General features: G+C 70.9%; 21 protein-coding genes. 8 read left to right on the top strand and 13 right to left on the bottom strand.

Annotated features, from left to right (window positions below):
- The first annotated feature begins 257 nt into the window (after positions 1 to 257).
- Positions 258 to 1,514 carry a hypothetical protein gene (locus KF840_14205; protein MBX3026056.1) on the top strand — a complete coding sequence of 419 codons (1,257 nt, stop codon included), beginning with the start codon at positions 258 to 260 and terminating at the stop codon, positions 1,512 to 1,514.
- 50 nt (positions 1,515 to 1,564) lie between these two features.
- Positions 1,565 to 2,968 (top strand): hypothetical protein, encoded by a 1,404-nt coding sequence (locus KF840_14210; GenBank protein MBX3026057.1) that lies wholly within the window; start codon positions 1,565 to 1,567, stop codon positions 2,966 to 2,968.
- A gap of 569 nt (positions 2,969 to 3,537) precedes the next feature.
- On the opposite strand, the gene KF840_14215 is transcribed toward KF840_14210, so the two are convergent.
- From KF840_14215 to KF840_14265, 11 genes are all read right to left on the bottom strand, one after another.
- Entirely contained in the window at positions 3,538 to 5,907 is a 2,370-nt protein-coding gene (locus KF840_14215; GenBank protein ID MBX3026058.1) for an LPS-assembly protein LptD, read from the bottom strand.
- A complete protein-coding gene (locus KF840_14220) occupies positions 5,904 to 7,205 on the bottom strand; it encodes a bifunctional folylpolyglutamate synthase/dihydrofolate synthase (GenBank protein MBX3026059.1) in 1,302 nt (433 codons plus the stop codon). Before KF840_14220 ends, KF840_14215 begins: the two co-directional genes overlap by 4 nt.
- A 145-nt stretch (positions 7,206 to 7,350) precedes the next feature.
- Entirely contained in the window at positions 7,351 to 8,169 is an 819-nt protein-coding gene (gene trpA / locus KF840_14225) for a tryptophan synthase subunit alpha (GenBank protein MBX3026060.1), read from the bottom strand.
- Between the two features lie 11 nt (positions 8,170 to 8,180).
- On the bottom strand, positions 8,181 to 9,374 hold the full coding sequence (gene trpB / locus KF840_14230; protein MBX3026061.1) for a tryptophan synthase subunit beta: 1,194 nt from the start codon (positions 9,372 to 9,374) through the stop codon (positions 8,181 to 8,183).
- Positions 9,358 to 9,966: a phosphoribosylanthranilate isomerase gene (locus KF840_14235; GenBank protein ID MBX3026062.1), complete on the bottom strand. Its 609-nt coding sequence runs from the start codon at positions 9,964 to 9,966 to the stop codon at positions 9,358 to 9,360. Before KF840_14235 ends, trpB begins: the two co-directional genes overlap by 17 nt.
- Positions 9,963 to 10,745 (bottom strand): indole-3-glycerol phosphate synthase TrpC, encoded by a 783-nt coding sequence (gene trpC / locus KF840_14240; GenBank protein MBX3026063.1) that lies wholly within the window; start codon positions 10,743 to 10,745, stop codon positions 9,963 to 9,965. Before trpC ends, KF840_14235 begins: the two co-directional genes overlap by 4 nt.
- A complete protein-coding gene (gene trpD / locus KF840_14245) occupies positions 10,742 to 11,755 on the bottom strand; it encodes an anthranilate phosphoribosyltransferase (protein ID MBX3026064.1) in 1,014 nt (337 codons plus the stop codon). The genes trpC and trpD overlap by 4 nt, the downstream gene beginning before the upstream one ends.
- An 84-nt stretch (positions 11,756 to 11,839) precedes the next feature.
- On the bottom strand, positions 11,840 to 12,409 hold the full coding sequence (locus tag KF840_14250) for an aminodeoxychorismate/anthranilate synthase component II (GenBank protein MBX3026065.1): 570 nt from the start codon (positions 12,407 to 12,409) through the stop codon (positions 11,840 to 11,842).
- On the bottom strand, positions 12,400 to 13,893 hold the full coding sequence (gene trpE / locus KF840_14255; GenBank protein ID MBX3026066.1) for an anthranilate synthase component I: 1,494 nt from the start codon (positions 13,891 to 13,893) through the stop codon (positions 12,400 to 12,402). Before trpE ends, KF840_14250 begins: the two co-directional genes overlap by 10 nt.
- A 10-nt stretch (positions 13,894 to 13,903) precedes the next feature.
- The gene (locus tag KF840_14260) at positions 13,904 to 14,524 is read right to left on the bottom strand and encodes an SPOR domain-containing protein (protein MBX3026067.1); all 621 of its coding nucleotides are present in this window, start codon (positions 14,522 to 14,524) and stop codon (positions 13,904 to 13,906) included.
- A gap of 11 nt (positions 14,525 to 14,535) precedes the next feature.
- A complete protein-coding gene (locus KF840_14265; protein MBX3026068.1) occupies positions 14,536 to 16,260 on the bottom strand; it encodes an arginine--tRNA ligase in 1,725 nt (574 codons plus the stop codon).
- 468 nt (positions 16,261 to 16,728) lie between these two features.
- Here KF840_14265 and KF840_14270 point away from each other — a divergent pair, with 468 nt between their 5' ends.
- The 5 genes from KF840_14270 (at position 16,729) to KF840_14290 (ending at position 22,798) form a co-directional block, all read left to right on the top strand.
- Positions 16,729 to 17,760 (top strand): ferrochelatase, encoded by a 1,032-nt coding sequence (locus KF840_14270; GenBank protein ID MBX3026069.1) that lies wholly within the window; start codon positions 16,729 to 16,731, stop codon positions 17,758 to 17,760.
- Positions 17,761 to 18,357: 597 nt separating this feature from the next.
- Positions 18,358 to 18,789, top strand: a complete 432-nt coding sequence (locus tag KF840_14275) for a (2Fe-2S)-binding protein (GenBank protein MBX3026070.1) — start codon at positions 18,358 to 18,360, stop codon at positions 18,787 to 18,789.
- An 11-nt stretch (positions 18,790 to 18,800) separates the two neighbouring features.
- Positions 18,801 to 21,029 carry a xanthine dehydrogenase family protein molybdopterin-binding subunit gene (locus tag KF840_14280; protein MBX3026071.1) on the top strand — a complete coding sequence of 743 codons (2,229 nt, stop codon included), beginning with the start codon at positions 18,801 to 18,803 and terminating at the stop codon, positions 21,027 to 21,029.
- 4 nt (positions 21,030 to 21,033) lie between these two features.
- On the top strand, positions 21,034 to 22,203 hold the full coding sequence (locus KF840_14285) for an XdhC family protein (protein ID MBX3026072.1): 1,170 nt from the start codon (positions 21,034 to 21,036) through the stop codon (positions 22,201 to 22,203).
- Positions 22,196 to 22,798, top strand: a complete 603-nt coding sequence (locus KF840_14290) for a nucleotidyltransferase family protein (GenBank protein MBX3026073.1) — start codon at positions 22,196 to 22,198, stop codon at positions 22,796 to 22,798. The genes KF840_14285 and KF840_14290 overlap by 8 nt, the downstream gene beginning before the upstream one ends.
- Positions 22,799 to 22,974: 176 nt before the next feature.
- Here KF840_14290 and KF840_14295 read toward each other — a convergent pair whose 3' ends face one another.
- A complete protein-coding gene (locus KF840_14295; protein ID MBX3026074.1) occupies positions 22,975 to 23,283 on the bottom strand; it encodes a CcdB family protein in 309 nt (102 codons plus the stop codon).
- A complete protein-coding gene (locus KF840_14300; GenBank protein MBX3026075.1) occupies positions 23,283 to 23,513 on the bottom strand; it encodes a type II toxin-antitoxin system CcdA family antitoxin in 231 nt (76 codons plus the stop codon). Before KF840_14300 ends, KF840_14295 begins: the two co-directional genes overlap by 1 nt.
- Before the next feature lie 170 nt (positions 23,514 to 23,683).
- On the opposite strand from KF840_14300, the gene KF840_14305 reads away from it, so the two are divergent.
- Positions 23,684 to 25,276: a hypothetical protein gene (locus tag KF840_14305; GenBank protein ID MBX3026076.1), complete on the top strand. Its 1,593-nt coding sequence runs from the start codon at positions 23,684 to 23,686 to the stop codon at positions 25,274 to 25,276.
- The last annotated feature ends 22 nt before the right edge of the window (positions 25,277 to 25,298 follow it).

Raw genomic sequence — 25,298 nt, forward strand, 5'->3', positions numbered from 1 at the left:
GAAATCGCGCCCCGGACGGATGGACCGCGTATCCCAAAAGGTCGGAGCCGCGTCGAGGTCCACGGTTTTGCAACAAGCGCCGCCCTTTTCCGCTTGACAACTTTGAGACCTTCGAGTAATCGGAGGCAGCTTTCGACCAGCCGGGATAGACCTGCCGGCTGTATGTTTGCGCGAAGGGCGACTCGTAAGATAGTCGGACACGGTTGAGGCGGTACAGGAGAGCGAGAATTCTTCTCCGCCACGAAAGGAGACGGGTGATGAGCAAGGCACTGGGGATGCGCTGTGTGTGGGGCCTCTGCGGAGTGCTGGGAAGCGTCTTGGCGTTGGCCTCGGTGGCGCGGGCAGAAGTCTCGACGGATGTCAGCGGGTCGGTGCTGGTGTTCCCGAAGGTCGTCTTCGACGGCGGGCTGATGGTCGACAGCGGCAACGACGGCCGCGACACGGTCATCCAGATTTCGAACACCAGCAACAACCTGGTGCACGCCCACTGCTTCTATGTGAACGGCGCCCCGGATGCGCTGGGAAATCCGCTCTGGCAGGTGACTGATTTCACCATCTGGCTGACCCGCCAGCAGCCGACCCACTGGGTCGCCAGCGAGGGCCGTCAGGTGAATCCTTCGGACAACTATCCTCCCGGCCAGAACGGCTCCGGTCTGGATCCGGGCGCGGTGCCGCCGGTTCCGTCCGGCTTCCAGGGCGAGCTCAAGTGCGTCCAGATCGACGCCTCGGGCACCCCCTTTGGCGGCAACAACCTCAAGGGTGAGGCCGTCATCCAGTCGGCGGACGGCGACGTCAGCAAGCACAACGCGGTCGCGATCCTGGCCAACCCGGACCTCGCTGGCGACTCGCCCGCCAACCAGTTGCTGCTGAACAACACGCCGCAGAACGACGGCGAGTACAACGCCTGCCCGAACCAGCTCTACCTCGACCACTTCGTCGACGGCTACAACAACCCGGTCATCGCTGGAAACACCTCGCTGAATCCGACCGCCTGCGCCGACGGCCTGTGCCCGATCCGCACCTACCTGACGCTGGTGCCCTGCTCCGAGGACTTCGAGAACAACGTGCCGGCCGACGTCACGGTCCAGTTCGCGATCGTCAACGAGTTCGAGCAGGTCTTCTCGGCGAGCACGACGGTCACCTGCTGGAAGACGACCCGCCTGGCCGACATCGACGCGCCGACGGGTACCTGCACCGGCAACAGCGCCCCGTGCACCCGCGACTCGCAGTGCATCCAGAGCGGCCAGGGGTTCTGCAACAAGAACAGCGTCTTCTCGCTGGGCACCCTGGGTGGCGGTTCGGCCTTCACCCGCATCAGCCCGGTTGACCTCGACGGCGGCGTGATCGGCGTCGCCGAGGAATACATGTACAACAACAACGTCGGCGCGAGCCCCGACATCCGCGTGGCGCGTGGCGCCTGGAACCTGCAGCAGACGGGGAATCGTTTCGATGCGACTGTGAATCTGCCGGGCGGGCCGGTGGTGGACACCATCACCATCCCCGAGAGCTTCTGAGCGGCATCGGGTAAGTGGTGTTCTCCACGGGTGAGGAAAGGAGACTAGTGATGAGCACGAAGATGGGGATCTGGCGGGGGGCGCTCGCGGGAGCGGTGGTGTTGCTGGCCGTTGGCACGGCGAGTGCGCGCGTCATCGACCCGACCGGCGTCACGACCAACGAATCGGCGGCGATCGTCCTGTACCCGAAGTTGAAGGTCGATCTGAACACCTGCATCGCGGGCACCTGCTCGCTCAACGGCGCCTCGTGTTCGACGAACTCCGACTGCCAGAATCCGGCGGTCGCGGGCGTCGACACGATCGTCCAGTTGACCAACACCTCGGAGTTCCTGACCAAGGTGCACTGCTTCTACACCAACACCAACAGCCACTGCAGCAACTCACCGGAGACGATCTGCACGGACGCCAACTTCCGCTCCGTCTGTCCCGCCGGCGGCCTCTGCGTGCAGGGCTGGCAGGAGACCGATTTCCGGCTGACGCTCACCAAGCGCCAGCCGATCTCGTGGTCGGTCAACCAGGGCCTCTCCTCCCTGCCTCTGGCCTCGACCCCGGGTCAGGGCTCGCCGCCGCAGTTCAACCAGGGCAGCATCCCGCCGGTGCTCGAAGTGCCGTTCACCGGCGAGCTCCTCTGCGTGCAGGTCGACGTGACCACCGAGGAGCCGACCGACCGCAACGACCTCAAGGGTGAGGCGTCGATCGTGAAGAGCGTCGGGGAGCGCATCGACGACGCGAAGTACAACGCCATCGGCATCAAGGCGATCGAGGGACGCCAGGACGGCACGCCGGGCGTGCTGAACATCGGCGGCCCGGACGCCGAGTACGGCGTCATCAACGAGAACGTCGACCCGCCGTTCACGGGTTGCCCGAACGTCCTCACCGTCAACCATTTCTTCGACGGCGCCAATGTCATCACCCACCGGGGCGACCTCGGCTCGCGGGTGCGCACCGATCTGACGATCGTGCCCTGCCAGCGCGACTATCTGACGCAGACGGGCAACGAGCCGGGCGCGACGGTCCAGTTCCTGATCTACAACGAGTTCGAGCAGCGCTTCTCCACCTCGACCCGCGTCGACTGCTACAAGGAGACGCCGCTGTCCGACATCGACACCCGCCCCGGCCCGGCCGGCGACTCGTCGTCGATCTTCTCGGTCGGCGTCCAGGGCACCCTCACCGGCATGTCCCGCCTGCGCTCGGTCGCCGGGCCGAACGTCAACGGCTACGACGGCCGCACCATCCTCGCCCTGGTGGGCGAGAATTGGGGAGCCGGTGTGTGCTCGCCCCTGGGGAGCGCGGGCGCCAGCATCCCGCAGCCTGGACTCCAGCTCTGCGCCACGGATTCCGACTGCCCGCAGGGTTCGAGCTGCACCAACCCGTTCGTGGCGACGGCCGATGCCAACGTTCAGTTCCAGGGCTCGCGGCCGCAGGGCGATCGCATCCTGATCCCGCTGCCCTGATCTGATCCGAAACCTGACCGGTCCGAAGGCCCGGGGGAGCAATCCCCCGGGCCTTCGTGTTTTCAGGATCGGTCCCTCGACTCCGCCCCCGCCGCCGAGCGGTCCAGGTCGCCACCTGCTTGCCCCTCCGTCCCGCGCCACAGACGACTCGGCCATTTCCGCCCCAGGGCGCGCCGCGAGCGTCGCCCCTGCAACCGGCAACGGGGTACCACCGGCAGTCCCGTCGACGCGCCACCGGGGAGAGCGCCACTCCCCCCACCAATCAAGGTTGGGACCGGCGTGGGTGGGGTGTGAAACCACGCACGGGAGATGCCTCCCCTCGCCCGCTGGGCGCACGTGGAAGGCGATCGCCGGAGCCGAACAGACCATTGCCCTGTTGGCGTGCAATCAGGTTGGAAGGCACCGCCCCCAAGGCAGCGACCAGAGGGCTCGCTGAGAGCAGCCCGCCTCCACGCGGCTCGCTCCCCCACTCAGCGAGCGGAGGGCTTGGACTCCCCTTTCCGCGGTGCGCCGCGCGGGGCAGCGCGGAGCGGCGCGGCTCAGCCGGAGGAGCGAGCCCCCCGCCCTGCTCAGTACGCCTGGAAGCCGCCGCCCGGAGAGTTGCCCAGACCGGCGAGCGTGAACTGCGCCTGCACCTGCACCTCGTTGGGATTGCTGGTGTCGGTGACGCCGAGGTTGAGCGCCCAGCAGTTGCAGCTCGAGAGCAACCGCACGCCGGCGTAGTTCTCGAGAAAGGTGTCGGAGTCGATGTTGTACCGCATGGTGTAGAGGAGCGCGATGCGATCGGTGAGCGGCAGGGCCACCGACGAGTCGACGAGCTGCAGGATGCTGTCGGTGATGAACCGGTACTCGACCGCGAAGCTGGCGCGGGTGAAGAGACGGCGCCGCCCGGCCTCATCGAACCGACGGAACGGCTCGGTGAGCCGCAGACCCACCGTCGCCGAGGAGATGTTGTTCTGACTCGTGTCGTACGTGGTGTAGGCCCGTATCGAGGTGATCGGTCCGGGATTCACGCGCAGCGACAGATCGATGTCCGACAGATGGTCACCCGGCTTCCCGGGATTGGTCGGCTGCCCGGTCGTCGGATTGAGCTGTGAGGTCGGAGGGATGTCGCGCGACGGATCGTAGCTCTGCTGGAGCGCCAGCCGTCCGAGCTCGAACACCTCGCCGCGCTCGCCGTCCGTGGACGCCGCGGTCCGTCCGAGCAGACGCGTGGCGAATCCGTAGGTGATCAGGTTGCGTTCATTGATCCTGTCGATGCCGTCCCAGACCGGCAGGTTCGACTGGGTCACGTCCGGGATGAACAGGTAGTCCAGCTCCGGCTCCACCGTGTGCTTGAGCTTGTCGAGCCCGAAGTACGGGAAGTCGAACACCCGCTCGAGTTGGGTGCCGACGGTGCCGTGCAGCTCGAAGAGCTCGCGGCTGTTGCCGCTCGGCAGGTCGATGTAGGGCCCGTCCACGAGATTCTGCCCGGTGAAGCCGCCGGCCATCTGGTTCTGGGTCAGCCCATACGCCGTCTCCCGGAACGCCGCGCGCACCGAGCCGAAGACCGACCGCCCGAGCGGCAGCCGCAGCTCGACCTGCGGCTTGAGGTCGGCGCGGACGCCGGCCAGGCCCAACGAGCGCTGGAAGTTGGTGAAGCTGCCGCCGAAGTCTCCCAGCAGGCCGAACCCGAGATCCTTCTGGCTGATCACGCGCAATTCGGGCAGCCGCTGGATGACCAGCGATTCGTTCTCGGTCTGGGTGATGCAGTCGTTGGTCGGCGATGGGGTGCAGCTCGGCGTCGGCGAGTCCACCGTCGGTCCCACCAGGTCCTGGTAGAAGATCGCTCCGGCCTGCAGTTGGGCGCGGCTCCACACCTCCAGCAGCCCCCCCTGCGAGGTCGTGAACGGCTTGGTGCGCAGGCTCACCTCCTCCTGCTCGTCGAGCGCGAAGGTGTTCATCTCGCGCAGGAACAAATCGTCACCCACCGCCAACACGTCGAGATACCCGGAGAGGCCATCGATCTGCGGGATTCCCTGCTGATGGTGGCCGATGATGCCCCAGCGGTTCTCCGGGGTGTCGGGGTTGGCGCCCGGAGGCACCTTCACGTTGCTGGTCTTGCCGCGGAAGAACTCGTTGAAGTAGCCGAACTGGAACCGGCCCTGTGTCGCCTCGCTGAATGCGTACCGGTATTCGGGAATGACGCCGACCCGGAGCGACGTCTCGATGTCGCCGCTCACGGTCAGGTCCTGGTTCTTGTCGATCGCCCAGTAGCCGGGCTGGAGGAGCTGGAAGCCACGCCGGTTGGAGATGCCGACGCGCGGAAACAACAACCCGCTCTGCCGCTCCCGGAACACCGGGAAGGCGGCACGCGGCAGCCACAGCACCGGAACGTCGAGGATGTCGAAGGTGCCGCCCTCGAGCGTCCCGTAGCCGTCGACGGTCACGTCCAGGGTGTCGCCGGCGATGCTCCAGTCCGGCTTCCCGTCCTCGCAGTTGCAGGTGGTGAAGCGGCCGTTCTCGATGCGATAGCGCTGCCCCAACCCCTTCTCGATGCGGTCGCCGCTCAACGAGTATCCGAGCCGGTCGGCGTTGATGTGCGCCCCCTGCAGCTCGCCGGTCTCGTTGTTCATGTCGAGGAAGATGGCATCGGCGCTGATCTGCGCCTCGGGACTGAGCAGCACCGCGTCGCCGATCGCCCGCGCCTCGCTGGTGCGGCGGTTGAACTCCACGGTGTCCGCCTGCAGCGTCGTGTCGCCGCGGCGGATGAGCACGTCGCCGGTCGCCGACAGGATCTCGCCGCGCTGATCGTAGTCGAGTGACTGCGCGTCGATGGTGATCTCCTCATTTCGCGCCGGCTCCTCGGCGGCGACGCGCACCCCGGCGGTCGCCAGCGCGAGCAGCACCGCGGCGCCGCGAATCCACCCGGCGGCGCCGCGCCCGCATCCCCCCTTCACGGCTGCGCCGCTCCCTGGGCCGACGCGACGGGCGCCCCCGGCGCGACGCCCAGCTCATAGAGGGCGCCGATCAGAAACAGCGATCCGCAGGCCAGCACGACGCCGTCGCGCCCGGCGCGCTGCCGCGCCAGCCCCCAGGCGCGTTCGACGTCGGGCTCCGCCCGCGCCGCACAGGCGGCGGGAAATGCCGCCGCCACCGCCGCCGCCGGCGCCGCCCGCCGGGGCAGCGCTTCGGTGACGACGACGCTGCGGCAGAACGGCGCCAATCGCGTCACCATCGCCGGCCAGTCCTTGTCCGCCATCACCGCGAACAACAGGTCCACCGGGCGCCCCCCGGTCAGCCCAGGCAGCGCCGCCGTCAGGCTGTCGATCCCGTCGCGGTTGTGGGCGCCGTCGACGATCGTCAGCGGCGCCCGGCCGATCACCTCGAGTCTCCCGGGCCAGCGCACCGACCGCAGCCCCTGGCGCACGGCCGTCTCGTTCACCGGCAGCGCCGCGCGCACGACCCCCAGCGCCGCCAGCGCCGTCGCCGCGTTGTCCCGCTGATGCGCCCCGCGCAGGCCGACCTCGAGGTCGCGCAGCGTCCATCCCGCGCCGCGCAACGACAGCCGCTCCTCGCCCTCGACGCGGTAGTCGCGTCCCGCCGCCAGGACCGGCGCCCCCCGTTCCCGGGCCAGCCGCAACAGAACCGCCAGCGCCTCGCCGCCGATGCGCCCCAACACCACCGGCCGCCCGGGCTTGATGATGCCCCCCTTCTCGACGGCGATCGCCGCCACGGTGTCCCCCAACCACTGGGTGTGGTCGAGGCCGATCGTCGTGATGACCGCTGCCAGCGGGTCGATGACGTTGGTCGCGTCGAGGCGGCCGCCGAGTCCGACCTCCACGACCGCGACGTCGATCCCGACGCGCGCGAAGTGAAGGAACGCCATCACGGTCAGGATCTCGAAGAAGGTCAGGCCGATCCCGTGCGCCAATGTCGCCGCCCGGACCTCATCGGCCGTCGCCACCAGCGCCTGGCGCGACATCGCGACGCCGCCGATGGTGATGCGCTCCCCGAGCTCCACGAGATGCGGCGAGGTGTAGCGACCGACGCGGTAGCCGGCGGCGCCGAGACAGGCGTCGAGCATGGCGGCGACCGAGCCCTTGCCGTTGGTGCCGGCGATGTGGAGCGCCGGGTAGGCCCGCTGGGGATCGCCGAGGCGGCGCAGCGCCAGCGCCACCCGCTCGAGCTTGAAATCCATCCCCTTGGCCGCCTCGAGAGCGTACAGCCAGTCGAGCGTGCGCGGGTAGTCGGTCATCTATCGCTGCCGGTTGTGCCGTCCGCGGTCGCGGCCGACGTTGTCCTATACGCAACGCCGAAATGCCGCGCTACCGCGCCGGCTGCTGGCCGCACGGCTCCGGCTCGTGCGCGTCGCTGGTGCGGGGGCGGCGCGCGGGCCGCGGCTACCCGGCGGCGGGCGTGGTGCGCCGGCAGGCGCCCTTCAGCGCCCGAATGAAGTGGCCAACCTCGCCCACCAGACCGGGCGATCCGGCCTGCGTCTCGATGATGCGGACCAAGGCGCTGCCGACCACCACCGCGTCCGCATAGCGCGCCACCGCGCCGGCCTCGGCCGGGGTGCTGATGCCGAAGCCGACGCCGATCGGCAGCCGGCAGGTGGCGCGCAGGTCGGCGACCATGCGCTCGACATCGCCCGCGTCGATGGCCTTGCTGCCCGTGATGCCGGTCATCGAGACGAAGTAGACGAAGCCGCTCGCCTTTCGCAGCACCGTCCGCACCCGCCCGGCATCGCTGGTGGGCGCCAGCAGGAAGATGATGTCCAGGCCCGCGGCGCGCGCCGGGCTCCACAGCTCGTCGGCTTCCTCCGGCGGCAGATCCACGACCAGCAGCGCGTCCACGCCGGCCTGCCGCGCGTCCTCGGCCAGACGCGCCGGGCCGTAGTGGAAGATCGGGTTGTAATAGCCGAAGAGGATGATCGGCGTCGTCATGCCGCCGCGCCGCAGCTCGGCGACCAGTTCGAGGATCTGGCGCAGCGACGTGCGGCGCGCCAGCGCCCGCAGCCCGGCGCGCTGGATCACCGGACCGTCGGCCGTCGGGTCCGAGAACGGCACCCCGAGCTCGATGAGGTCGGCCCCCGCCTCCGCCGCCTCGAGCAGCAGCGCCCGCGTCACCTCGAGATCCGGATCGCCGGCCATCAGGAACGGCACCAGCGCCGCCTCGCCGCGCCGCCCCAGGGCGGCGAAGGTATTCGCGATTCGGCTCATCTCCCTCTCCGTCAGAGGGTCACGCCCAGATAGGCGGCGACGCTGTTCATGTCCTTGTCGCCGCGACCCGAGAGATTGACGACGACGATCTGGTCGCGCCCCATGGACGGCGCGACGGCGATCGCGTGCGCGACGGCATGCGCCGACTCGAGCGCCGGGATGATCCCCTCGGTGGCGGTGAGCCGCTGCAGCGCCGCCACGGCCTCGGCGTCGGTGACCGCGACGTAGCGGGCGCGGCCGGTGTCGTGCAGCCACGCGTGCTCGGGGCCGACGCCGGGGTAGTCCAGCCCGGCCGAGATCGAGTGCGCCTCGCGGATCTGTCCCAGCTCGTCCTGCAGCACGTACGTCTTCTTGCCGTGCAGCACCCCGACCATGCCGCCGCTGATCGACGCCGCGTGTCGACCGGTGTCGACGCCGTCGCCCGCCGCCTCGACGCCGGTCATCGCCACCCCGGCGTCATTGATGAAGGGATGGAACAGCCCCATCGCGTTGCTGCCGCCGCCGATGCAGGCGATCAGCAGATCCGGCAGCCGCCCCTCCCGCTTCAGGATCTGCCGGCGCGCCTCGATGCCGATCACCGACTGGAAGTCGCGCACGATCATCGGATACGGGTGCGGCCCCATCGTCGAGCCGACCAGATAGTAGGTCGTGCGCACGTTGGTCACCCAGTCGCGCAGCGCCTCGTTCACCGCATCCTTCAGCGTCGCGCTGCCGCTGCGCACCGGGTGCACGGTGGCGCCGAGCAGCTTCATGCGGAAGACGTTGAGCGACTGGCGCCGCACGTCCTCGGCGCCCATGAAGACTTCGCACTGCATGCCGAGCAGCGCGGTCACCGTCGCCGTCGCCACGCCGTGCTGGCCGGCGCCCGTCTCGGCGATCAGGCGTGGCTTGCCCATGCGCCGCGCCAGGAGTCCCTGGCCGACCGTGTTGTTGATCTTGTGCGCGCCGGTGTGGCAGAGGTCCTCGCGCTTCAGATAGATCTTCGCCCCGCCCAGTTGCTCGCTCAGGCGGCGCGCGAAGTAGAGCGGGGTCTCGCGCCCCGCGTACTCGCGCAGATAGTCGCGCACCTCCTGGCGGAAGTCGCGGTCGCGCCGCAGCGCGCGGTAGGCGGTGTCGAGCTCGAGCAGCGCCGGCATCAACGTCTCGGCGACGTAGCGGCCGCCGAACGCGCCGAAGTGTCCGAGGCGATCAGGCAGTGCGGGCATTGGCGATGAACCGTTCCACTTTCTCCGGGTCCTTGATACCGGGCGCCGACTCCACCCCGGAGGCGACGTCGACCGCCGCCGGATGCACGGCGCGCACCGCGTCGGCCACCGTATCGGGCGTCAGCCCGCCGGCCAGGATCAGGCGCTCGTTGGGCACCCCGACCACCCATGCCAGCGGCACCCGGCGCCCGGTGCCGCCGGCCTGGCCGGCGACGTGGGCGTCGGCGAGCACGTAGTCGACGGGATACGCCGCGGCCGCGGCCAACGCCTGCGGGCCGTCGACCCGTACCGCCTTGATGGTCTTGCGGTTCCAGCCGCGGCACAGCGCCGCCGGCTCCTGGCCATGGAACTGGATCGCGGTCAGGCCGACGCGCTCGGCGACCGCGGCGATCGCGTCGCGATCGGCGTCGACGAAGATCCCCACCGTGCACACCGTTGGCGGCAGCGCCGCCGCGATCGCGGCCGCCGCCTCGACGGACACGCAGCGCGGGCTGCGCGGGAAGAAGTTGAGACCGATGGCGTCGGCGCCGGCGCGCGCCGCGTGCAGCGCGTCGGCCAGCCGGGTGACGCCGCAGATCTTCACCCGCGTCACGGCCGCTCCTCGGCGAGCAACGCCTGCAGCGCGGCGCCCGGGTCGGCCCGGCGCATGAGCGATTCGCCGACCAGGAAGACGTGGTAGCCGGCGCGGCGCAGGCGGGCGATGTCGGCCGCGGTCTCGATGCCGCTCTCCGCCACCGCCAATACCCCCGCCGGCAGGCGCGGAAACAGACGCTCCGCCGTCTCCAGGGTGGTGACGAAGGTCCGCAGGTCGCGGTTGTTGATGCCGATCAGCGTCGCCCCGGCCGCCGCGGCGCGATCGACCTCCGCCGCCGTATGCGCTTCCACCAGCACGTCGAGCCCGAGCCCGACCGCCTCGGCGTGCAGGTCGCGCAGCGCCCCGTCGTCGAGCGCGGCGACGATCAGCAGCACGGCGTCCGCCCCCCAGGCGCGCGCCTCCGCCACCTGGTAGCCGTCGACGATGAAGTCCTTGCGCAGCAGCGGCACCTCCACCGCGGCGCGGATCGCCTCGAGATGGGCCGGGGCGCCCTGGAAATAGCGCTCCTCGGTGAGCACGGAGATGGCCGCCGCACCGCACGCCGCGTAGCGGCCGGCGATCGCCACCGGGTCGAAATCGGCGCGGATGACGCCCTTCGACGGCGAGGCCTTCTTCACCTCGGCGATCACCGCCGGCCGGCGGGCGCGCAGCGCCGCGGCGAAGCCGCGCCGCGGCTGGGCCCACCCCGGCTGCTCGCGCAGGGCCGACAGGGGCCGCGCCCGCTTCGCCGCCGCGATGTCGCCGCGCCGCGCCGCGATGATGTCGTCGAGGATCATCGGTTGCTCCGCTCGATCAGCGCCTCCAACTTACGGTGCGCTTCGCCCTTGTCCACCGACCGGGCAGCGGCGGCGACGCCATCGGCGATCGAGTCGGCGACTCCGCCCACGTACAGCGCTGCCCCGGCGTTGAGCAGGGCGATGTCGCGCTGCGCCGGCGTGGCGCGACCGCCGAGGATGGCGCGGATGATCGCCGCATTGGCGGCGGCGTCGCCGCCGGCGAGGTCCTCCATCCGGCAGGGCGCCAGTCCGGCCTCGCCGGGCGCGAACGGGAAGGTCCGCACCGCGCCGTCGCGCAGCTCGGCCAGCCAGCTCGGCCCGGTGAGCGACAGCTCGTCGAGACCGTCCTCGCCGTGCACCACCAGCGCGCGATGGCTCCCCAGGCGGGCCAACGCCCGCGCCAGCGGCTCGACCCACTCGCGCCCGAAGACGCCCAGAAGCTGGCGCTGCGCCCCCGCCGGATTGGTGAGCGGCCCGAGCAGATTGAAGACCGTGCGCACGCCGAGCTCACGTCGCACCGCGGCGACGTGGCGCATCGCCGGATGGAAGGACTGGGCGAACAGGAAGCCGATGCCGATCTCGTCGATGCAGGCGGCCACCCCGGCCGCGTCGAGGTCGATGCGCACCCCGAGCGCCTCCAGGACGTCGGCGCCGCCGACCGCCCCCGACATGGCGCGATTGCCGTGCTTGGCCACCGCCAGTCCGGCGCCGGCGGCGATGAAGGCGGCGGCGGTGGAGATGTTGAACGTGTGCCGCATGTCGCCACCGGTGCCGCAGGTGTCGACCACCGAGCGCGTCACCGTCACCCGGGTCGCGTGCCGCCGCATCGCCCGCGCCGCGCCGGCGATCTCCTCCACCCGCTCGCCCTTCATGCGCAGGGCGATGAGGAACCCGGCGATCTGCGCCGGCGTCGCCTGCCCGTCCATGATCGTCCGCACCACGCCCTCCACCGCCGATTCGGAGAGGTCGCGGCGCGCCGTCAGCTCGGCAATGGCGGTACGGATGTCCATCGAAAAGGCCTTCACGCGGAGAATGGAGACACGGAGCTTCGCTTCTGGGCTCAGCGCTCTCCGGTGCTCCGTTCTCCGTGTGAATTATCTAGTCTGCTCCAGGAAGTTGCGCAGGAGGTGCTTGCCCTCCAGCGTGAGGATCGACTCGGGGTGGAACTGGACGCCCTCCAGCGGCAGGGACGTGTGGCGGACGCCCATGATCTCGCCCTCCGCGGTCCAGGCGGAGATCTCCAGGACCTCCGGGAGGGTCGCCCGCTCGATCACCAGCGAGTGATAGCGGGTGGCGTCGAACGGATTGGAGAGGTCGCGGAAGAGCGTCCGGCCGTCGTGCAGGATCGGCGAGGTCTTGCCGTGCATGATGCGGTCGGCCCGCACCACCCGGCCGCCGAGCGCGGCGCCGATGCACTGGTGGCCGAGGCAGACGCCGAGGATGGGCAGGCGGCCGGCGAGGCGCTCGATCACCGCGACCGAAACGCCGGCCTCGTTCGGACTGCACGGACCGGGCGAGATGACGATGCGCTGCGGCCGCCGGGCGGCGATCTCGTCGACGGTGATGGCATCGTTGCGCACCACCTGCACCTCCTCGCCCAGCTCCCCCAGGTACTGGACCAGGTTGTAGGTGAAGGAGTCGTAGTTATCGATCATCAGCAGCATGGCGACATCGACTCCGCCAGCTTGACCGCCTGGAACAACGCCCGCGCCTTGTTCACGCACTCCGCGTGCTCGCGCTCGGGATCGGAATCGGCGACGATGCCGGCCCCCGCCTCGGCATAGATGACGCCGTCGTCGATCACCATCGTCCGGATGGCGATCGCGGTGTCCATGTTTCCCGAGAAGCCGAAGTAGCCGACCGCGCCGCCGTAGACGCCGCGGCGGATCGGCTCCAGCTCCTCGATGATCTCCATGGCGCGGATCTTCGGCGCGCCCGACAGGGTGCCGGCGGGGAAGGTCGCCCGGAACGCGTCGAAGCAGTCGTATCCGGCGGCGAGCTCGCCGCGCACGTTCGAGACCAGGTGCATGACGTGCGAGTAGCGCTCCACCACCATGCGCTCGGTGACGGCGACCGTGCCGATGCGCGCCACGCGGCCGACGTCGTTGCGGCCGAGATCGACCAGCATGATGTGCTCGGCGATCTCCTTCGGATCGGCGGCGAGCTCGGCCTCGAGCGCGCGGTCCTGCTGCTCGTCGGTGCCGCGCGGCCGCGTGCCGGCGATCGGCCGCACCGTCAGCTCGCGGCCCTCCAGCCGCGCCATCACCTCGGGCGAGGCGCCGAGCACGATGCGCCCGCCGGTGCGCAGGAAGAACATGTACGGCGACGGATTGAAGGTGCGCAGACAGCGGTAGATGTCGAAGGGATGGGCGCGCAGGGGGCACTGGAAGCGCTGCGCCAGGACCACCTGGATGACGTCGCCGGCGCGGATGTACTCCTTGGCCCGCTCGACGATCCCCTCGTACGCCGTCGGCTCGAAGTTGGAGCGGACCAGCGGCGGCCCCGCGCACTGCACCGGCGCCGGCGGCGCGACCGGGCGCCGCAGGCGTTCGACCACGGCGTCGACGCGAGCGCACGCGGCATCGTAGGCGGCCCGCAGGTCGCCGCCCGGCTCGACCAGGGCGTGCGCGACCACCTTCATCTTCTGCGCCACGGTGTCGAACACCACCAGCGCGTCGATCAGCATCAGATAGTAGTCGGGATGACCGAGGTCGTCGCGCGCCGTCGCCGGCAGCGTCTCGAAGCTGCGCACCAGGTCGTAGCCGAGAAAGCCGACCAGCCCGCCGGTGAAGCGCGGCAGCCCGGCGATGGGCACGGGGCGATAGGCGGCGAGCAGCGCCCGCGCCTCGCCGAGCGGATCGGCCGTCGCGCGGCTGGTGAACGGCCCGCCGGGCGGCCCGTCGGAGACCGTGCCGCCGCGGCAGATCAGCACCCGCGACGGCCCGGTGCCGAGGAAGCTGTAACGGGCCCACTTCTCGCCGCCCTCGACCGACTCGAAGAGGAAGGCGTCGCCGCCGTCGTCGAGCTTGAGGAAGGCGGACACCGGCGTGTCGAGATCGGCGAGGATCTCGCGGTACACCGGGATCAGGTTGCCCTCGGCGGCGTGGGCGCAGAAGGCGTCGAACTCGGGCTGATGGCTGGCGGTCATCGCGGCGCGCTCACTGCGACATCACCGTCGCCGCCTCCAGCCCCTCCGCCTCGCGCAGCTTGTTCTCCATGGCCTTCGCCGCCGCGCGGTCGCGGAAGCGACCGACCTTGACGGTGTACCAGGTCGCGTTGCCCACCTGCTTGGTGCCCGTGCTGGCGTCGTAGCCCTTGGCGCGCAGCGTGCGCGCCAGCATGACGGCGCGCACGGTATCGTTGGTCGAGTAGGCGAGCACCGTCCAGCTCCCGGCCGCCGCGGTCGGCGTCTGCGGCGGCCGTTTGGTCGCCGTGCTGACGGCGAGCGCCGCGGTCGGCGTCGCCGGCGGCGGCATCGGCGTCGCGCTGAACACCGGCGCGGCGTGGGTCGGCGCGGCCGTCGGTGGCAGTGCCGCCGGCACCGCCGGCGAGGCGACGGCTGGCGGCAGCGCGGTGGCGACCGGCAGGGGCGTCGGCGGAGCGTCGAGCGCCACCCGCAGCGGCTGCCGTTGGTGCAGCGACCGCTGGTCGGCCATGTCGTGCCCGACCCAGAAGCCGAAGACGAAGATGAACAGCGAGGCGAGGAGGAAGCCGAAGGTCAACGTGATCAACTGTCCGAAACCCAGTCCGGCGCTCCGTCGCTCGCGTCGCTCCGCCATCCCCCCTCCCCTCACATCGACTCGGGGGCGCGGACCCCGAGCAACCCGAGTCCCAGTTGCAGGACCCGTTGCACGGCCCGCGCCAGGTACAATCGCGCCTCGCGCACCCGCGGCTCGACGTCGAGGATGCGGTGTCGGTTGTAGCAGCGGTGGAAGGCGCCTGCGATCTCGATGAGGTGGAAGACGATGCGGTGCGGCTCGCGCTCGGCGGCGGCGTCCTCGATGACGTCCGGCATCTGCGCCAGCAGGCGCACCACCTCCTGCTCCTCCGCCTCGACCAGCGCCTCGAGATCGGCGCCGGCGGCGTCGGGAATCGCCAGCGAGGCGTCTCGCGCCTTGCGGAACAGCGTGCAGATGCGGGCATGGGCGTACTGCACGTAGAAGACCGGATTCTCCGACGACTGCCGGGTGGCGAGCGCGAGGTCGAACTCGAGCTGGCTGTCGCCCTTGCGCATCAGGAAGAAGAAGCGGGTCGCGTCCGGCCCGACCTCGTCCACCACCTCGCGCAGGGTGACGAACTCCCCGGTGCGTTTGCCCATGCGCACCGGCTCGCCGCCGCGCGTGAGCCGCACCAGTTGCACCAGGATGACGCGGAACTTGCCCGGATCCTTGCCCAGCGCCTCGATCGCCGCGGCGACGCGCTTGACGTAGCCGTGGTGGTCGGCGCCCCAGACGTCGATCAGCTCGTCATAGCCGCGCGAGATCTTCTCGCCGTGGTAGCCGATGTCGGCGGCGAAGTAGGTGAGCTCGCCGTCGCTGCGCTGCACGACCCGGTCCTTCTCGTCGCCGAACGGCTCGGAGCGGAACCAGCGGGCGCCGTCCTTCTCGTAGATGAAGCCGCGCGCCGCCATCTCCTCGAGCGCCCGGCCGACGACGCCGGCCTCGTGCAGCGCCCGCTCGCTGACGAAGACGTCGATCTCGACGGCGATCGCCCGCATGTCCTCCTTGATCTGCTCCAGCAGCCAGGCGGCGGCGCGCCGGCCGCAGACGGTGAAGCCGACCTCGCCGGCGAGGTGCAGGTAGGAGGCCGCCGCATCGGCCACCGCCTCGTCGTCGCCCGCTTGCAGGACGGGCGGCGCGCCGCGCAGCAGCCCGGGAATCTCGGTGCCGGTGGCGGCGGCGATGTCGTGCAGCAGCTCGTCGCGGTGGGCGATGATCAGCTCGCGCAGGTACTCGCCGGGATAGCCGTCCTCGGGGATCTCGGCGCGCACGCCGTAGGCCTGCAGCAGGCGCGCGTGCGCCGAGCGGGCCAGGGTCGCGACCTGTTTGCCGGCGTCGTTGACGTAGTACTCGCGGGTGACGTCGTACCCGGCGAAGGCGAGCAGCCGCGCCACCGCGTCGCCGAGCACCGCGCCGCGCCCGTGCCCGACGTGCAGCGGGCCGGTCGGGTTGGCGCTGACGAACTCGATCAACACCCGCCGCCCGTGGCCCAGGTCCGGCCGGCCGAAGTCGGGCCGCTCGATCTCGCGCAGGGTCTGCGCCCAGAAGCGCGGCGAGAAGCGGAAGTTCAGGTAGCCGGGCCCGGCGATCTCCACCCCGGCCAGCAGCCCCTCGGGATCCTCGATGTGGGCGATGATCGCCTCGGCGATCGCGCGCGGCGCCTTGCGCTCGCCGCGCGCCAGGCCGAGCGCCACCGTGGACGCGAGATCGCCGAAGGCCGAGTCCTTGGGGACCTCGAAAAACAAAGGGGGGAGGCTCTCCAACTTCAGCGCTCCCCCCTCTTTGGCTCGGTTCAACGCGTGCTGAAGCAGCCCCTCAAGCCGGTGTCTCATCCCCCGCCCGCCAGCGCCACGCACTGCCGTCACCGGTGTCGCTTCGCAGCGACGCAGAAGTCTGTCCCGTCGTGAACACGTTGCCGGGGTTGTATCGGAGGCCCTATGGGGGGTCAAGGCAGCCGGATTCCACGCCTGACAACGCCGATCGGCTCCGTTCCGCGGGCGGAAATTCGCGCCGAGCGCGACCTGCCGACTTGCAGGACGCGGCCCTGCCGATAGTCTCGGCGCGCGGGAACCACCGCGCGCGGCCAGCCGGCGCGCGGCCGGCTGCCTTCAGGGAGAGGACATCTTGCACATCGACGTCGGCATGATCGGGGATGTTGGCCTGACGCCGTCGGCGCCGCCGCGGGGCGGATCTCGCCCGGCGTCGGCGCGGCGCCCGCCCGATCCTCCTCGTCCACGCCGGGAGCGAGCCGGGAGCTGCCGATCATGACGGGTCCGCCGCCCTTCGATGGCGTGTTGCTGCTGTCCTTCGGCGGACCGGAAGGACCCGACGACGTGATCCCCTTCCTGGAGAACGTGACCCGGGGTCGCGACATCCCGCGCGCCCGTCTCGAGGCGGTCGGCCAGCACTACCGACTCTTCGGCGGCGTCAGCCCGATCAACGACGAGTGCCGAAAGCTGCTGGCCGCCCTGCGGGCGGAGCTGGCGCGCAACGGCCCGGCGCTTCCGGTCTACTGGGGCAACCGCCACTGGCACCCGATGCTGCCCGACACCCTGCGCGCAATGGCCGACGACGGGATTCGCCGCGCCGTCGCCGTGTGCACCTCCGCGTACAGCTCCTACTCGGGGTGCCGCCAGTATCTCGAGGACATCGCGCGCGCCCGGACCGCCGTCGGCGAGCGCGCGCCGCTCATCGAGAAGCTGCCGCCCTTCTTCAACCACCCGGCATTCATCGAGACCATGGTGGAGCACACGCGCGACGCCCTGGCGCGCCTGGGGCGCGCGTCGTCGCCGGCGCGCCTGGTGTTCACCGCGCACTCGATTCCGACCGCGATGGCCGCGACCTGCGACTACGAGGCCGAGTTGCGCGAGGCGGCGGCGCTGGTCGCCGAGCGCCTGGGGCCGGCGGGCACGCCCCACGATCTCGTCTTCCAGAGCCGCAGCGGCCCACCGACGCAGCCCTGGCTCGAACCCGACGTCTGCGACCACCTGCGGGCGCTCCGTCAGGCCGGCGTCGAGGCCGTGGTGCTGGTCCCCATCGGCTTCGTCGCCGACCACATGGAGGTCCGGTTCGATCTCGACATCCAGGCACGAGCGGTCGCCGACGAGATCGGGCTGCGCATGGCGCGCGCGCGCGCCGCGGGCGCGGCGCCGGCCTTCGTCGCCGGGCTGCGCGAACTGATCGCCGGACACATCGCCGGACGCACCCCGCGCGCCCTCGGCAGCCGCGGGCCGCGGCCGTTCCCGTGCCCTCCCGGCTGCTGCGCCTACCGGCCGCAACGGCCGCCGGCGATCTGACGCCAGGGCGGCTTCCCCCCAGAGAGGCGCCAACCGGCGACGCGCGTCCGCCAAGGCGCGGCCCGGGACTCCATCGGGGTCGCCTTCGCGGGCTCGTCGGGTTGCGGGTGCGTGTCGGCGTCTCCGTCGACCTCTGCGGCATGCGCATCGTCGACGTCGCGTCACGGCGGCCGTCGAACGGCGTCGCGCACGGTGGTGCGATCGGATCGTCGTAACCGCCGCCACCCCTGATGCGCAGTGCTGCGGCGACTGCGACCGGTGCTTCCATCCGAGCTCGCTCCCGCCGCCTCGGCAGTCGGCGCCCCAGCGGTCCGCGCGACACGGTCCATGAGAACGAAATGAACCGTCTCTCATATTCCGATGGAAAAGTGTCATGCGTGTCGCGCGATTCACGCGTTCGTCGACGCGCATCGGCGATCGCACGCAGCACAATCGCACGTGCCGCCATCTTCCAGTTAGCCGTGTCGTCTGGTCTCGCGCTTGCTCAGCGCGAGCAGCCGCCGGGGGACGACGAAACGAGAGCAGTGGCAGGATCAACGACGACGATCGCGCGCGTGCTGCAACGCAGGCGTGCGCCCAACGAGAGGAGAGGGAGAGGTGATCACGCTGAACGTCAATGGCCAGTCGTACCAGGTCAACGTCGATGAGACGACGCCGCTGCTGTGGGTGCTGCGCGATGTGCTGGGGCTCACCGGGACGAAGTACGGCTGCGGTCGCGAGCTGTGCGGCGCCTGCACCGTGCTCGTCAACGGCCAGGAGGAGCACAGTTGCGTCTACGAGGTGAAGGAAGCGGCGGGGAAGAACGTGACGACCATCGAAGGGCTGTCGCCGAATCACAGTCATCCGCTGCAGCAGGCGTGGATCGACCACCAGGTGCCGCAGTGCGGCTACTGCCAGTCGGGGATGCTGATGGCCGCGGCGGCGCGGCTGCGCGCCGGCGCGCCGGGAGCCGAAGTGGCGAACGAGCTCGGCAATCTGTGCGTCTGCGGCACCTACCTGCGCATCCGCAATGCGCTGAAGAGTCTGTGATGGAGGACGCCATGGCGAATGAAGCCGTCGACGAAGGCGAAGCCGCCACTCCCGGCGTGACCCGCCGCCAATTCCTGGTCACCGCCTCGGCCGCCGGGGCTTTTCTGCTCACCTTCAGCATCGAAGGCATGACGCGCGCCGCCCGCGCCGCCGGTGGGGCCGCGACCACGATCAACACCTGGATCCAGCTCGGCACCGACGATTCGATCACCATGCTGATCGGCAGCTCCGAGATGGGTCAGGGGGTGATGACGGGCCTGGCTCAGTTGCTCGCGGAAGATCTCATGGTCGATTGGAAGCGCGTGAAGGCCGAGGCGGCGCCGGCCGGGAGCGCCTACGCCAATCCCCTCTTCCGCACCCAGCTCACCGGCGGCAGCGCCAGCATCCGCGGCTACTACCAGGCGCTGCGCCTCGCCGGCGCGACGGCGCGCGACATGTTCATCGCCGCCGCGGCGCAGACCTGGGGGATCTCGCCGGGCCTCTGCCGGGCCAGCAACGGCACGGTGATCAACACCCTCACCAGCGCCGCGCTGCGCTATGGGGAGCTCGCCCCCCTCGCGGCGACGATGCCGGTGCCGAGCGCGCCGGCGCTGGTGCCCGACAACGCCCTGCGCATCATCGGCAAGTCGATGCCGCGCGTCGACATCCCGTCCAAGACTGACGGCAGCGCCACGTACGGCATCGACGTGCGCGTACCGGGCATGGTGTACGCGGTGGTGAAGCATTGTCCGTCGCTCGGCGGCCGACTGGTCGGCACGCCGGCGAAACCCGCCGGCGCCATCGCCGTCGTGCCGCTCACCGTCCTCGCCGGAACCGACCGCGGCAGCGAGCAGACCGGCATGGTCAACGCCGTCGCCGTGGTCGCCGACAACACCTGGAAGGCGATGAAACTGGCCAACCAGTTGAACGCGTCATGGTCGATCCCCACCTCGTCGCAGTCGATCACGACCAGCGCGCTCTTCTCGCAGGCCGACGCGCTGATCGCCAACGGCACGCCACGCGTCGCCGAGACCATCGGCGACGCCAACACGGCGATCGGCAACGGCGGCGGCACGCTGGTCGAGGCCACCTACCGGCTGCCGTATCTGGCGCACGCCACCATGGAGGTGCTGAACTGCACCGTCAGCATCACCGCCGGCGGCTGCGAGATCTGGGCGCCGACCCAGGGACAACTGGCGACGGTCGCGACCGCGGCGGCGATCACCGGCTTGTCGCCGGACCGCATCACCGTGCACACGACCATGCTCGGCGGCGGGCTCGGGCGGAAGATCGAGCAGGATTTCATCAGCCAGGCGGTGCAGGTCGCGAAAGCGATCGGCAAGCCGGTGAAGCTGATGTGGCCGCGCGAGGAGGACTTCACGCGCGACCAGTTCCGCCCCATGGCGGTGGTGCGGGTGCGCGCGCGCGTCGGCGGCGACGGCACGGTGTCCGCCTGGGCCTACCGCAACTGCTCGCCCTCGATCACCCAGCAGCGGCGGCCGACCTTCACCGCCGTCGACAGCCAGGCCATCGACGGCGCCACGACGCCGACCGGCCTCACCTACGAGCTCGGCGCCCGTCTCGTCGAGCACGTCGTCCATCCGTCGCCGGTGCCGGTCGGCTACTGGCGCTCGGTCGGCCACTCCATCAACACCTTCGCGATCGAGAGCATGATCGACGAGCTGGCGGCGGCGATCCGCATGGATCCCTACCTCCTGCGCCGCCAACTGCTGCGCAGCGATCCGCGCGGCCTGGCGGTGCTCGATCAGGCCGCGTCGCTGGCCGGCTGGGGCGGCGCCGTGCCGTCGGGCCGGGCGCGCGGCATCGCGCTGGCGTGGGCGTTCAACAGCGTCGTGGCCGAAGTCGCGGAGATCTCGATACCGACCGCCGGGCAGATCCGCGTCCATCGCGTCTGGTGCGCGGTCGACTGCGGCCGGCCGGTGAACCCGGACCAGATCACGGCCCAGATGCAGGGCGGCATCGTGCATGGCATCAGTGCCGCGCTGTGGGGGCAGATCAACTTCACCGCCGGCAAGGCGGGCGTACGAAACTTCGACGCCTATCCGATGGTCAAACTACGCCAGATGCCGGACATCACGGTGCAGATCATGCCGCCCAATCCGTCGGTGCCGATCGGCGGCATCGGCGAGCCGGGCGTGCCGCCGATCGCGCCGGCGATCGCCAACGCCTACTTCACGCTCACTGGACAGCGGGTGCGCACGCTCCCGTTCTTCCCCGGCGCGCGCATGGGCGGGCTCTGAGGCCATGGACGAAACCGAGGCGATCCTCGCCGGTTGGCGGGAGGTCGAGGCCACGGGCGAGGCGGCGGTGCTGGCCACCGTCGTGCACGTCCAGGGCTCGGCCTATCGCCGGCCGGGCGCCCGCATGCTGATCCGCCGCGACGGCCGTCATGTCGGCTCGATCAGCGGCGGCTGCCTGGAGACGGACGTCTGCCGCCGGGCGTGGTGGATGACCGAGGGCGGTCGGCCGACGCTCCGCGTCTACGACACCACGTCCGAGGACGACGCGGCGTGGGAGTTCGGCCTCGGCTGCAACGGCGTCGTGCACGTGCTGCTCGAGCGCGCCGACACCGAGCCCGTGCGCCAGACACTGGCGTTCCTCGCCGACCGCCGCGCGACGCGGCGACCCGGATGCGTGGCGACGGTGGTTCACGCCGCCGCCGACTCGCCACTCGCGGTCGGCGACCGGCTGTTCCTCGACGAGGGCGGCGCCCCGCGCGGCGGCGAGCTGTGCGGCACGGGGTGGCAGTCCGCGCTCCGCGCCCAGGCCGGCGAGGCGTTGCGCGGCGGGCGCAGCCGCCTCGTGCACACGCCCGCGGGAGCGGTGTTCGTCGAGTGCGTCGTGCCGCCGCCGGCGCTGGTCATCTTCGGGGCCGGCCACGACGCGCTGCCGTTGGTCACGCTGGCCGCGCAGCTCGGCTGGCACGTCACGATCGCCGACGGCCGCCGCGGCTTCGCGCGCGCGGACCGCTTCCCCGGCGCCGATCGCGTCGTGCTGCTCTCCCGCGAGCAGCCACTCGCCGGGCTGACGATCGACGGCGACAGTATCGTCGTCCTCATGACCCACAATTTCCCGCAGGACGCCGCCCTGCTCCGTGCCCTGCTGCCGCTGCGCCCGCGCTATCTCGGCGTCCTCGGCTCGCAGTCGCGGCGCGAACGGCTGCTCGCCGAGATCGATGGCGCGGCGGCCGATCTGCACGCGCCGATCGGCCTCGACATCGGGGCCGACACCCCCGAGCTGATCGCGCTCGCGATCGTGGCCGAGATCCAGGCGGAGCTCAGCGGCCGCGCTGGCGGCAAGATGCGGCTGCGCGACGGGCCCATCCACCGGCCCGTCGAGGAGATCGGATGCGCGGCGCCGCTCGGAGAGCCGGCCGAGCATCCCGTCTGCGCGCTCGCGGTCGGGGATGTCTGACGTCGCCCTGGTGCTGCTCGCCGCCGGCGGCTCGCGCCGCCTCGGCCGGCCGAAGCAGTTGCTCGCCTTCGGCGGGCGCACACTCGTCCATCACACGGCGTCGGCGCTGCTCGCCACGCCGTGCCGGCCGCTCCTGGTCGTGCTCGGCGCCGAGCGCGACCGCACCGCCGCCGCGCTCGTGGGCCTGCCGGTCCGGATCGTCGACAACCGCCGCTGGGCCGAGGGCATCGGCACCTCGATCGCCGCCGGCATCGCCGCCGCGGCCGCGCATGGCGCCGCCGGCGCCGTCCTGGCGCTCGCCGACCAGCCGCGGGTGACCGCCGCCAGCATCGAGCGCCTCCTCGCCGCCCGCGCTGCGACCGGACACCCGATCGTCGCCTCGCGCTACGCCGCAACGGTCGGCGTCCCCGCCTTCTTCGCCGCCGAGGTCTTCCCGCAGCTCCTCGCCCTCGACCGCGACCGGGGCTGCAAGGCGCTCATCCTCGCCGCCGGCGCGCAGGCGACATTCGTCGACTGTCCGGAGGCCGCCACCGACGTGGACACCGCCGCCGACTACGCGCGCATGCGAGCTTCCCGGTCTGGGACATCAGCGTGATCCGCGCTCGCTCGTCGCGGCGGCGAGCGGCGCGCCCTGGAGGACGATTCATCTCCGGCGCCACCTATCGTCCCCGCGGTGGCCACGCAGCCCGGGATTCCGTCCACGTGCAGGCGAGCGGCGTGCACCGTCATCGGATGCATGCCCCCCAGGCGCGCACGCCCGCACGAGTCAGGTCAGATGCCCGTGCACAACAGATCGAGCGCGGCAATCAGCTCATCGCGACGGCTGCGCAAGTTGCCGGCCGCGGCACCCAGCGCGCTGACGGGAAGCGCCGCCAACTCCTGAAACAACACGACGTACGTCGTTCCCTCGACCTCGACGACCGGATTCAGACGGCTGATCGGTCCGCCCTTCAGCCGCGTGACCGCAGTCAGCGGCGCGACCACGCGCGTCGCCAGATCACGTAACAGGTCGGCCTGCAGGTCGACCAGGAACGGGTAGCGCTTGTTGCGCGGCAGGCGGAAGAGGTCGAACTGCGCCATCAGAACTTTCGCCACTGGTCGCTCAACACGCCGTCGCGCGCGACCAGAGCGTTGTACGATTCGATAGCTGCGCGGTTCTCTTCGAGCCACGTTTCCTGCCGCCCGCGCCGCACGGCTTCGACCACCGCTGCCTCGCACACCGCGGACAGGTTCATGCCCAGTGCTTTCGCCTCCTGCACGACCTCGGCCCGAATCGACACGTTTGTCGCCACCTTGCGCGCAGATCTCATACAAGCTCCTCACCCTGCGAACGATACGCATACGGTATGCGCATGCCACGCCAGAAGCAAGGCACGCCGTTGGACTCGGCGCGCGAAGCCGATCCCCTGTGCGCCGTCGTGCCGTCCGGCGATTGACTCCCTTCCCACAAGCGTGACATCGGCCGGTCCGGAGGAAGCGCATGTCCTGCACGGCACTCGCCGCCAGAGGCTTGCTGGTGGTGCTGACGACCGCGCTGCTTGGCGTCCCGGCGGCGACGCCCGCCGCGGCGGTGGGAACCAGTTTCACCTACCAGGGCCAACTGAGCGTCGACGGCGCACCGGCCGATGGCGTCTGCAACCTGCAGTTCGCCCTCTTCGGCGCGGCGAACGGCGGCTCCGCGCTGGCGACCGTCGGGCCGCTCGCGGTCGGCATCGACAAGGGGCTGTTCTCCGTCGGACTCGATTTCGGCGCCAACTTCTCCGGCGCCGAGCGCTGGCTCGAGATCAGCGCCGCCTGCCCGGGGCACGCGACCGAGGTGCTCGCCCCTCGCCAACCGATCACCGCCGCCCCCTACGCGCTGTACGCCAATGGCGCCGGCAGCGTGCCCGACGCGTCCGTCACCGGAGCCAAGATCGCCGACGGGGCGATCACCGTCACCCACCTCGCCAATGGGGCGGTCACCAGCGCCAAGATCGCCAACAACACGATCACCGACTCCAACATCGACACCGCCACGGTACAGAAGCGCGTCAACGGAACCTGCGCCGCCGGCACCGCCCTGAGTCAGGTCAACAGCGACGGCACGGTCACCTGCGCCGCGGTTGGCGACATCACCGCGGTCACCGCCGGCAGCGGGCTGACGGGCGGCGGCGCGAGCGGCGCGGTGACGGTGAGCGTCGCGGTCCCGCTCCAACTGACCGGCAACGTGCCCGACGGTGGCGTGATCAGCGGCACCACCACCAGCGCCACTCCCGGCGCCGCCGGCATCCAGGGCGCCAGCGTCGCGTCGGGCAGCTATGGCGTGCAGGGCCTCGCCAACGTCGGTGACGGCATCGGCGTGTTGGGTTCGAGCGGCGATGGCACCGGCGTGAGGGGCTTGAGCACGAATCAGGTGGGGGTGAGCGGCTCGAGCGGCAAGAGCTTCGGCGTCCTCGGCACGAGCACCGGCGGCGGCTCCTTCGGCGACGGCGTGCGCGGCGTCGCCAACGGGGTGAACGGCAACGGGGTGCACGGCATCGCCAACAACGGCTCGGGCGCGTATGGCGTCTACGGCGAAAGCACCTCCGGCTACGCCGGCTACTTCAGCGGCAAGGTGAACGTCAGCGGGATCCTCACCAAAGCGGGCGGCTCGTTCCTCATCGACCACCCGCTCGATCCGGCCAACAAGTACCTGTCGCACTCCTTCGTGGAGAGTCCGGACATGAAGAACATCTACGATGGGATCGCCGTGCTCGACGCGGACGGCCAGGCCGTCGTCGAGCTGCCGGACTGGTTCCAGGCGTTGAACCGCGATGTCCGCTACCAGCTCACCTGCGTCGGCGCCTTCGCGCCCGTCTACGTCGCCGAGGAGGTGCACGACAACCGGTTCCGGATCGCCGGCGGCGCGCCCGGTCAGAAGATCTCCTGGCAGGTGACCGGCATCCGCCAGGACGCCTACGCCAACGCCCACCGCATCGTCGTCGAGGAGAACAAGCCGGCGGACGAGGTCGGCCACTACCTGCATCCGCTCGAGCTCGGCATGCCCGACGCGATGGGCATGCCGGCGGTGAAGGATTCCGCCTCGCAGCCGTGAGCGCCGCCGCGGCCTCCGGGAC

The sequence above is a fragment of the bacterium genome (assembly GCA_019637795.1).
In the GTDB taxonomy this organism is placed as follows: Bacteria; Desulfobacterota; Binatia; order HRBIN30; family CADEER01; genus JAHBUY01.

Coding starts and splice junctions, on each gene's coding strand:
- KF840_14300 (MBX3026075.1), bottom strand. CDS start 23,513: ATGAGATCTGCGCGCAAGGTGGCGACAAACGTGTCGATTCGGGCCGAG.
- KF840_14270 (MBX3026069.1), top strand. CDS start 16,729: ATGACGGGTCCGCCGCCCTTCGATGGCGTGTTGCTGCTGTCCTTCGGC.
- KF840_14210 (MBX3026057.1), top strand. CDS start 1,565: ATGAGCACGAAGATGGGGATCTGGCGGGGGGCGCTCGCGGGAGCGGTG.
- trpD (MBX3026064.1), bottom strand. CDS start 11,755: ATGGACATCCGTACCGCCATTGCCGAGCTGACGGCGCGCCGCGACCTC.
- KF840_14260 (MBX3026067.1), bottom strand. CDS start 14,524: ATGGCGGAGCGACGCGAGCGACGGAGCGCCGGACTGGGTTTCGGACAG.
- KF840_14220 (MBX3026059.1), bottom strand. CDS start 7,205: ATGACCGACTACCCGCGCACGCTCGACTGGCTGTACGCTCTCGAGGCG.
- trpE (MBX3026066.1), bottom strand. CDS start 13,893: ATGACCGCCAGCCATCAGCCCGAGTTCGACGCCTTCTGCGCCCACGCC.
- trpA (MBX3026060.1), bottom strand. CDS start 8,169: ATGAGCCGAATCGCGAATACCTTCGCCGCCCTGGGGCGGCGCGGCGAG.
- KF840_14285 (MBX3026072.1), top strand. CDS start 21,034: ATGGACGAAACCGAGGCGATCCTCGCCGGTTGGCGGGAGGTCGAGGCC.
- KF840_14295 (MBX3026074.1), bottom strand. CDS start 23,283: ATGGCGCAGTTCGACCTCTTCCGCCTGCCGCGCAACAAGCGCTACCCG.
- KF840_14305 (MBX3026076.1), top strand. CDS start 23,684: ATGTCCTGCACGGCACTCGCCGCCAGAGGCTTGCTGGTGGTGCTGACG.
- KF840_14205 (MBX3026056.1), top strand. CDS start 258: ATGAGCAAGGCACTGGGGATGCGCTGTGTGTGGGGCCTCTGCGGAGTG.
- KF840_14250 (MBX3026065.1), bottom strand. CDS start 12,409: ATGCTGCTGATGATCGATAACTACGACTCCTTCACCTACAACCTGGTC.
- trpC (MBX3026063.1), bottom strand. CDS start 10,745: ATGATCCTCGACGACATCATCGCGGCGCGGCGCGGCGACATCGCGGCG.
- trpB (MBX3026061.1), bottom strand. CDS start 9,374: ATGCCCGCACTGCCTGATCGCCTCGGACACTTCGGCGCGTTCGGCGGC.
- KF840_14290 (MBX3026073.1), top strand. CDS start 22,196: ATGTCTGACGTCGCCCTGGTGCTGCTCGCCGCCGGCGGCTCGCGCCGC.
- KF840_14280 (MBX3026071.1), top strand. CDS start 18,801: ATGGCGAATGAAGCCGTCGACGAAGGCGAAGCCGCCACTCCCGGCGTG.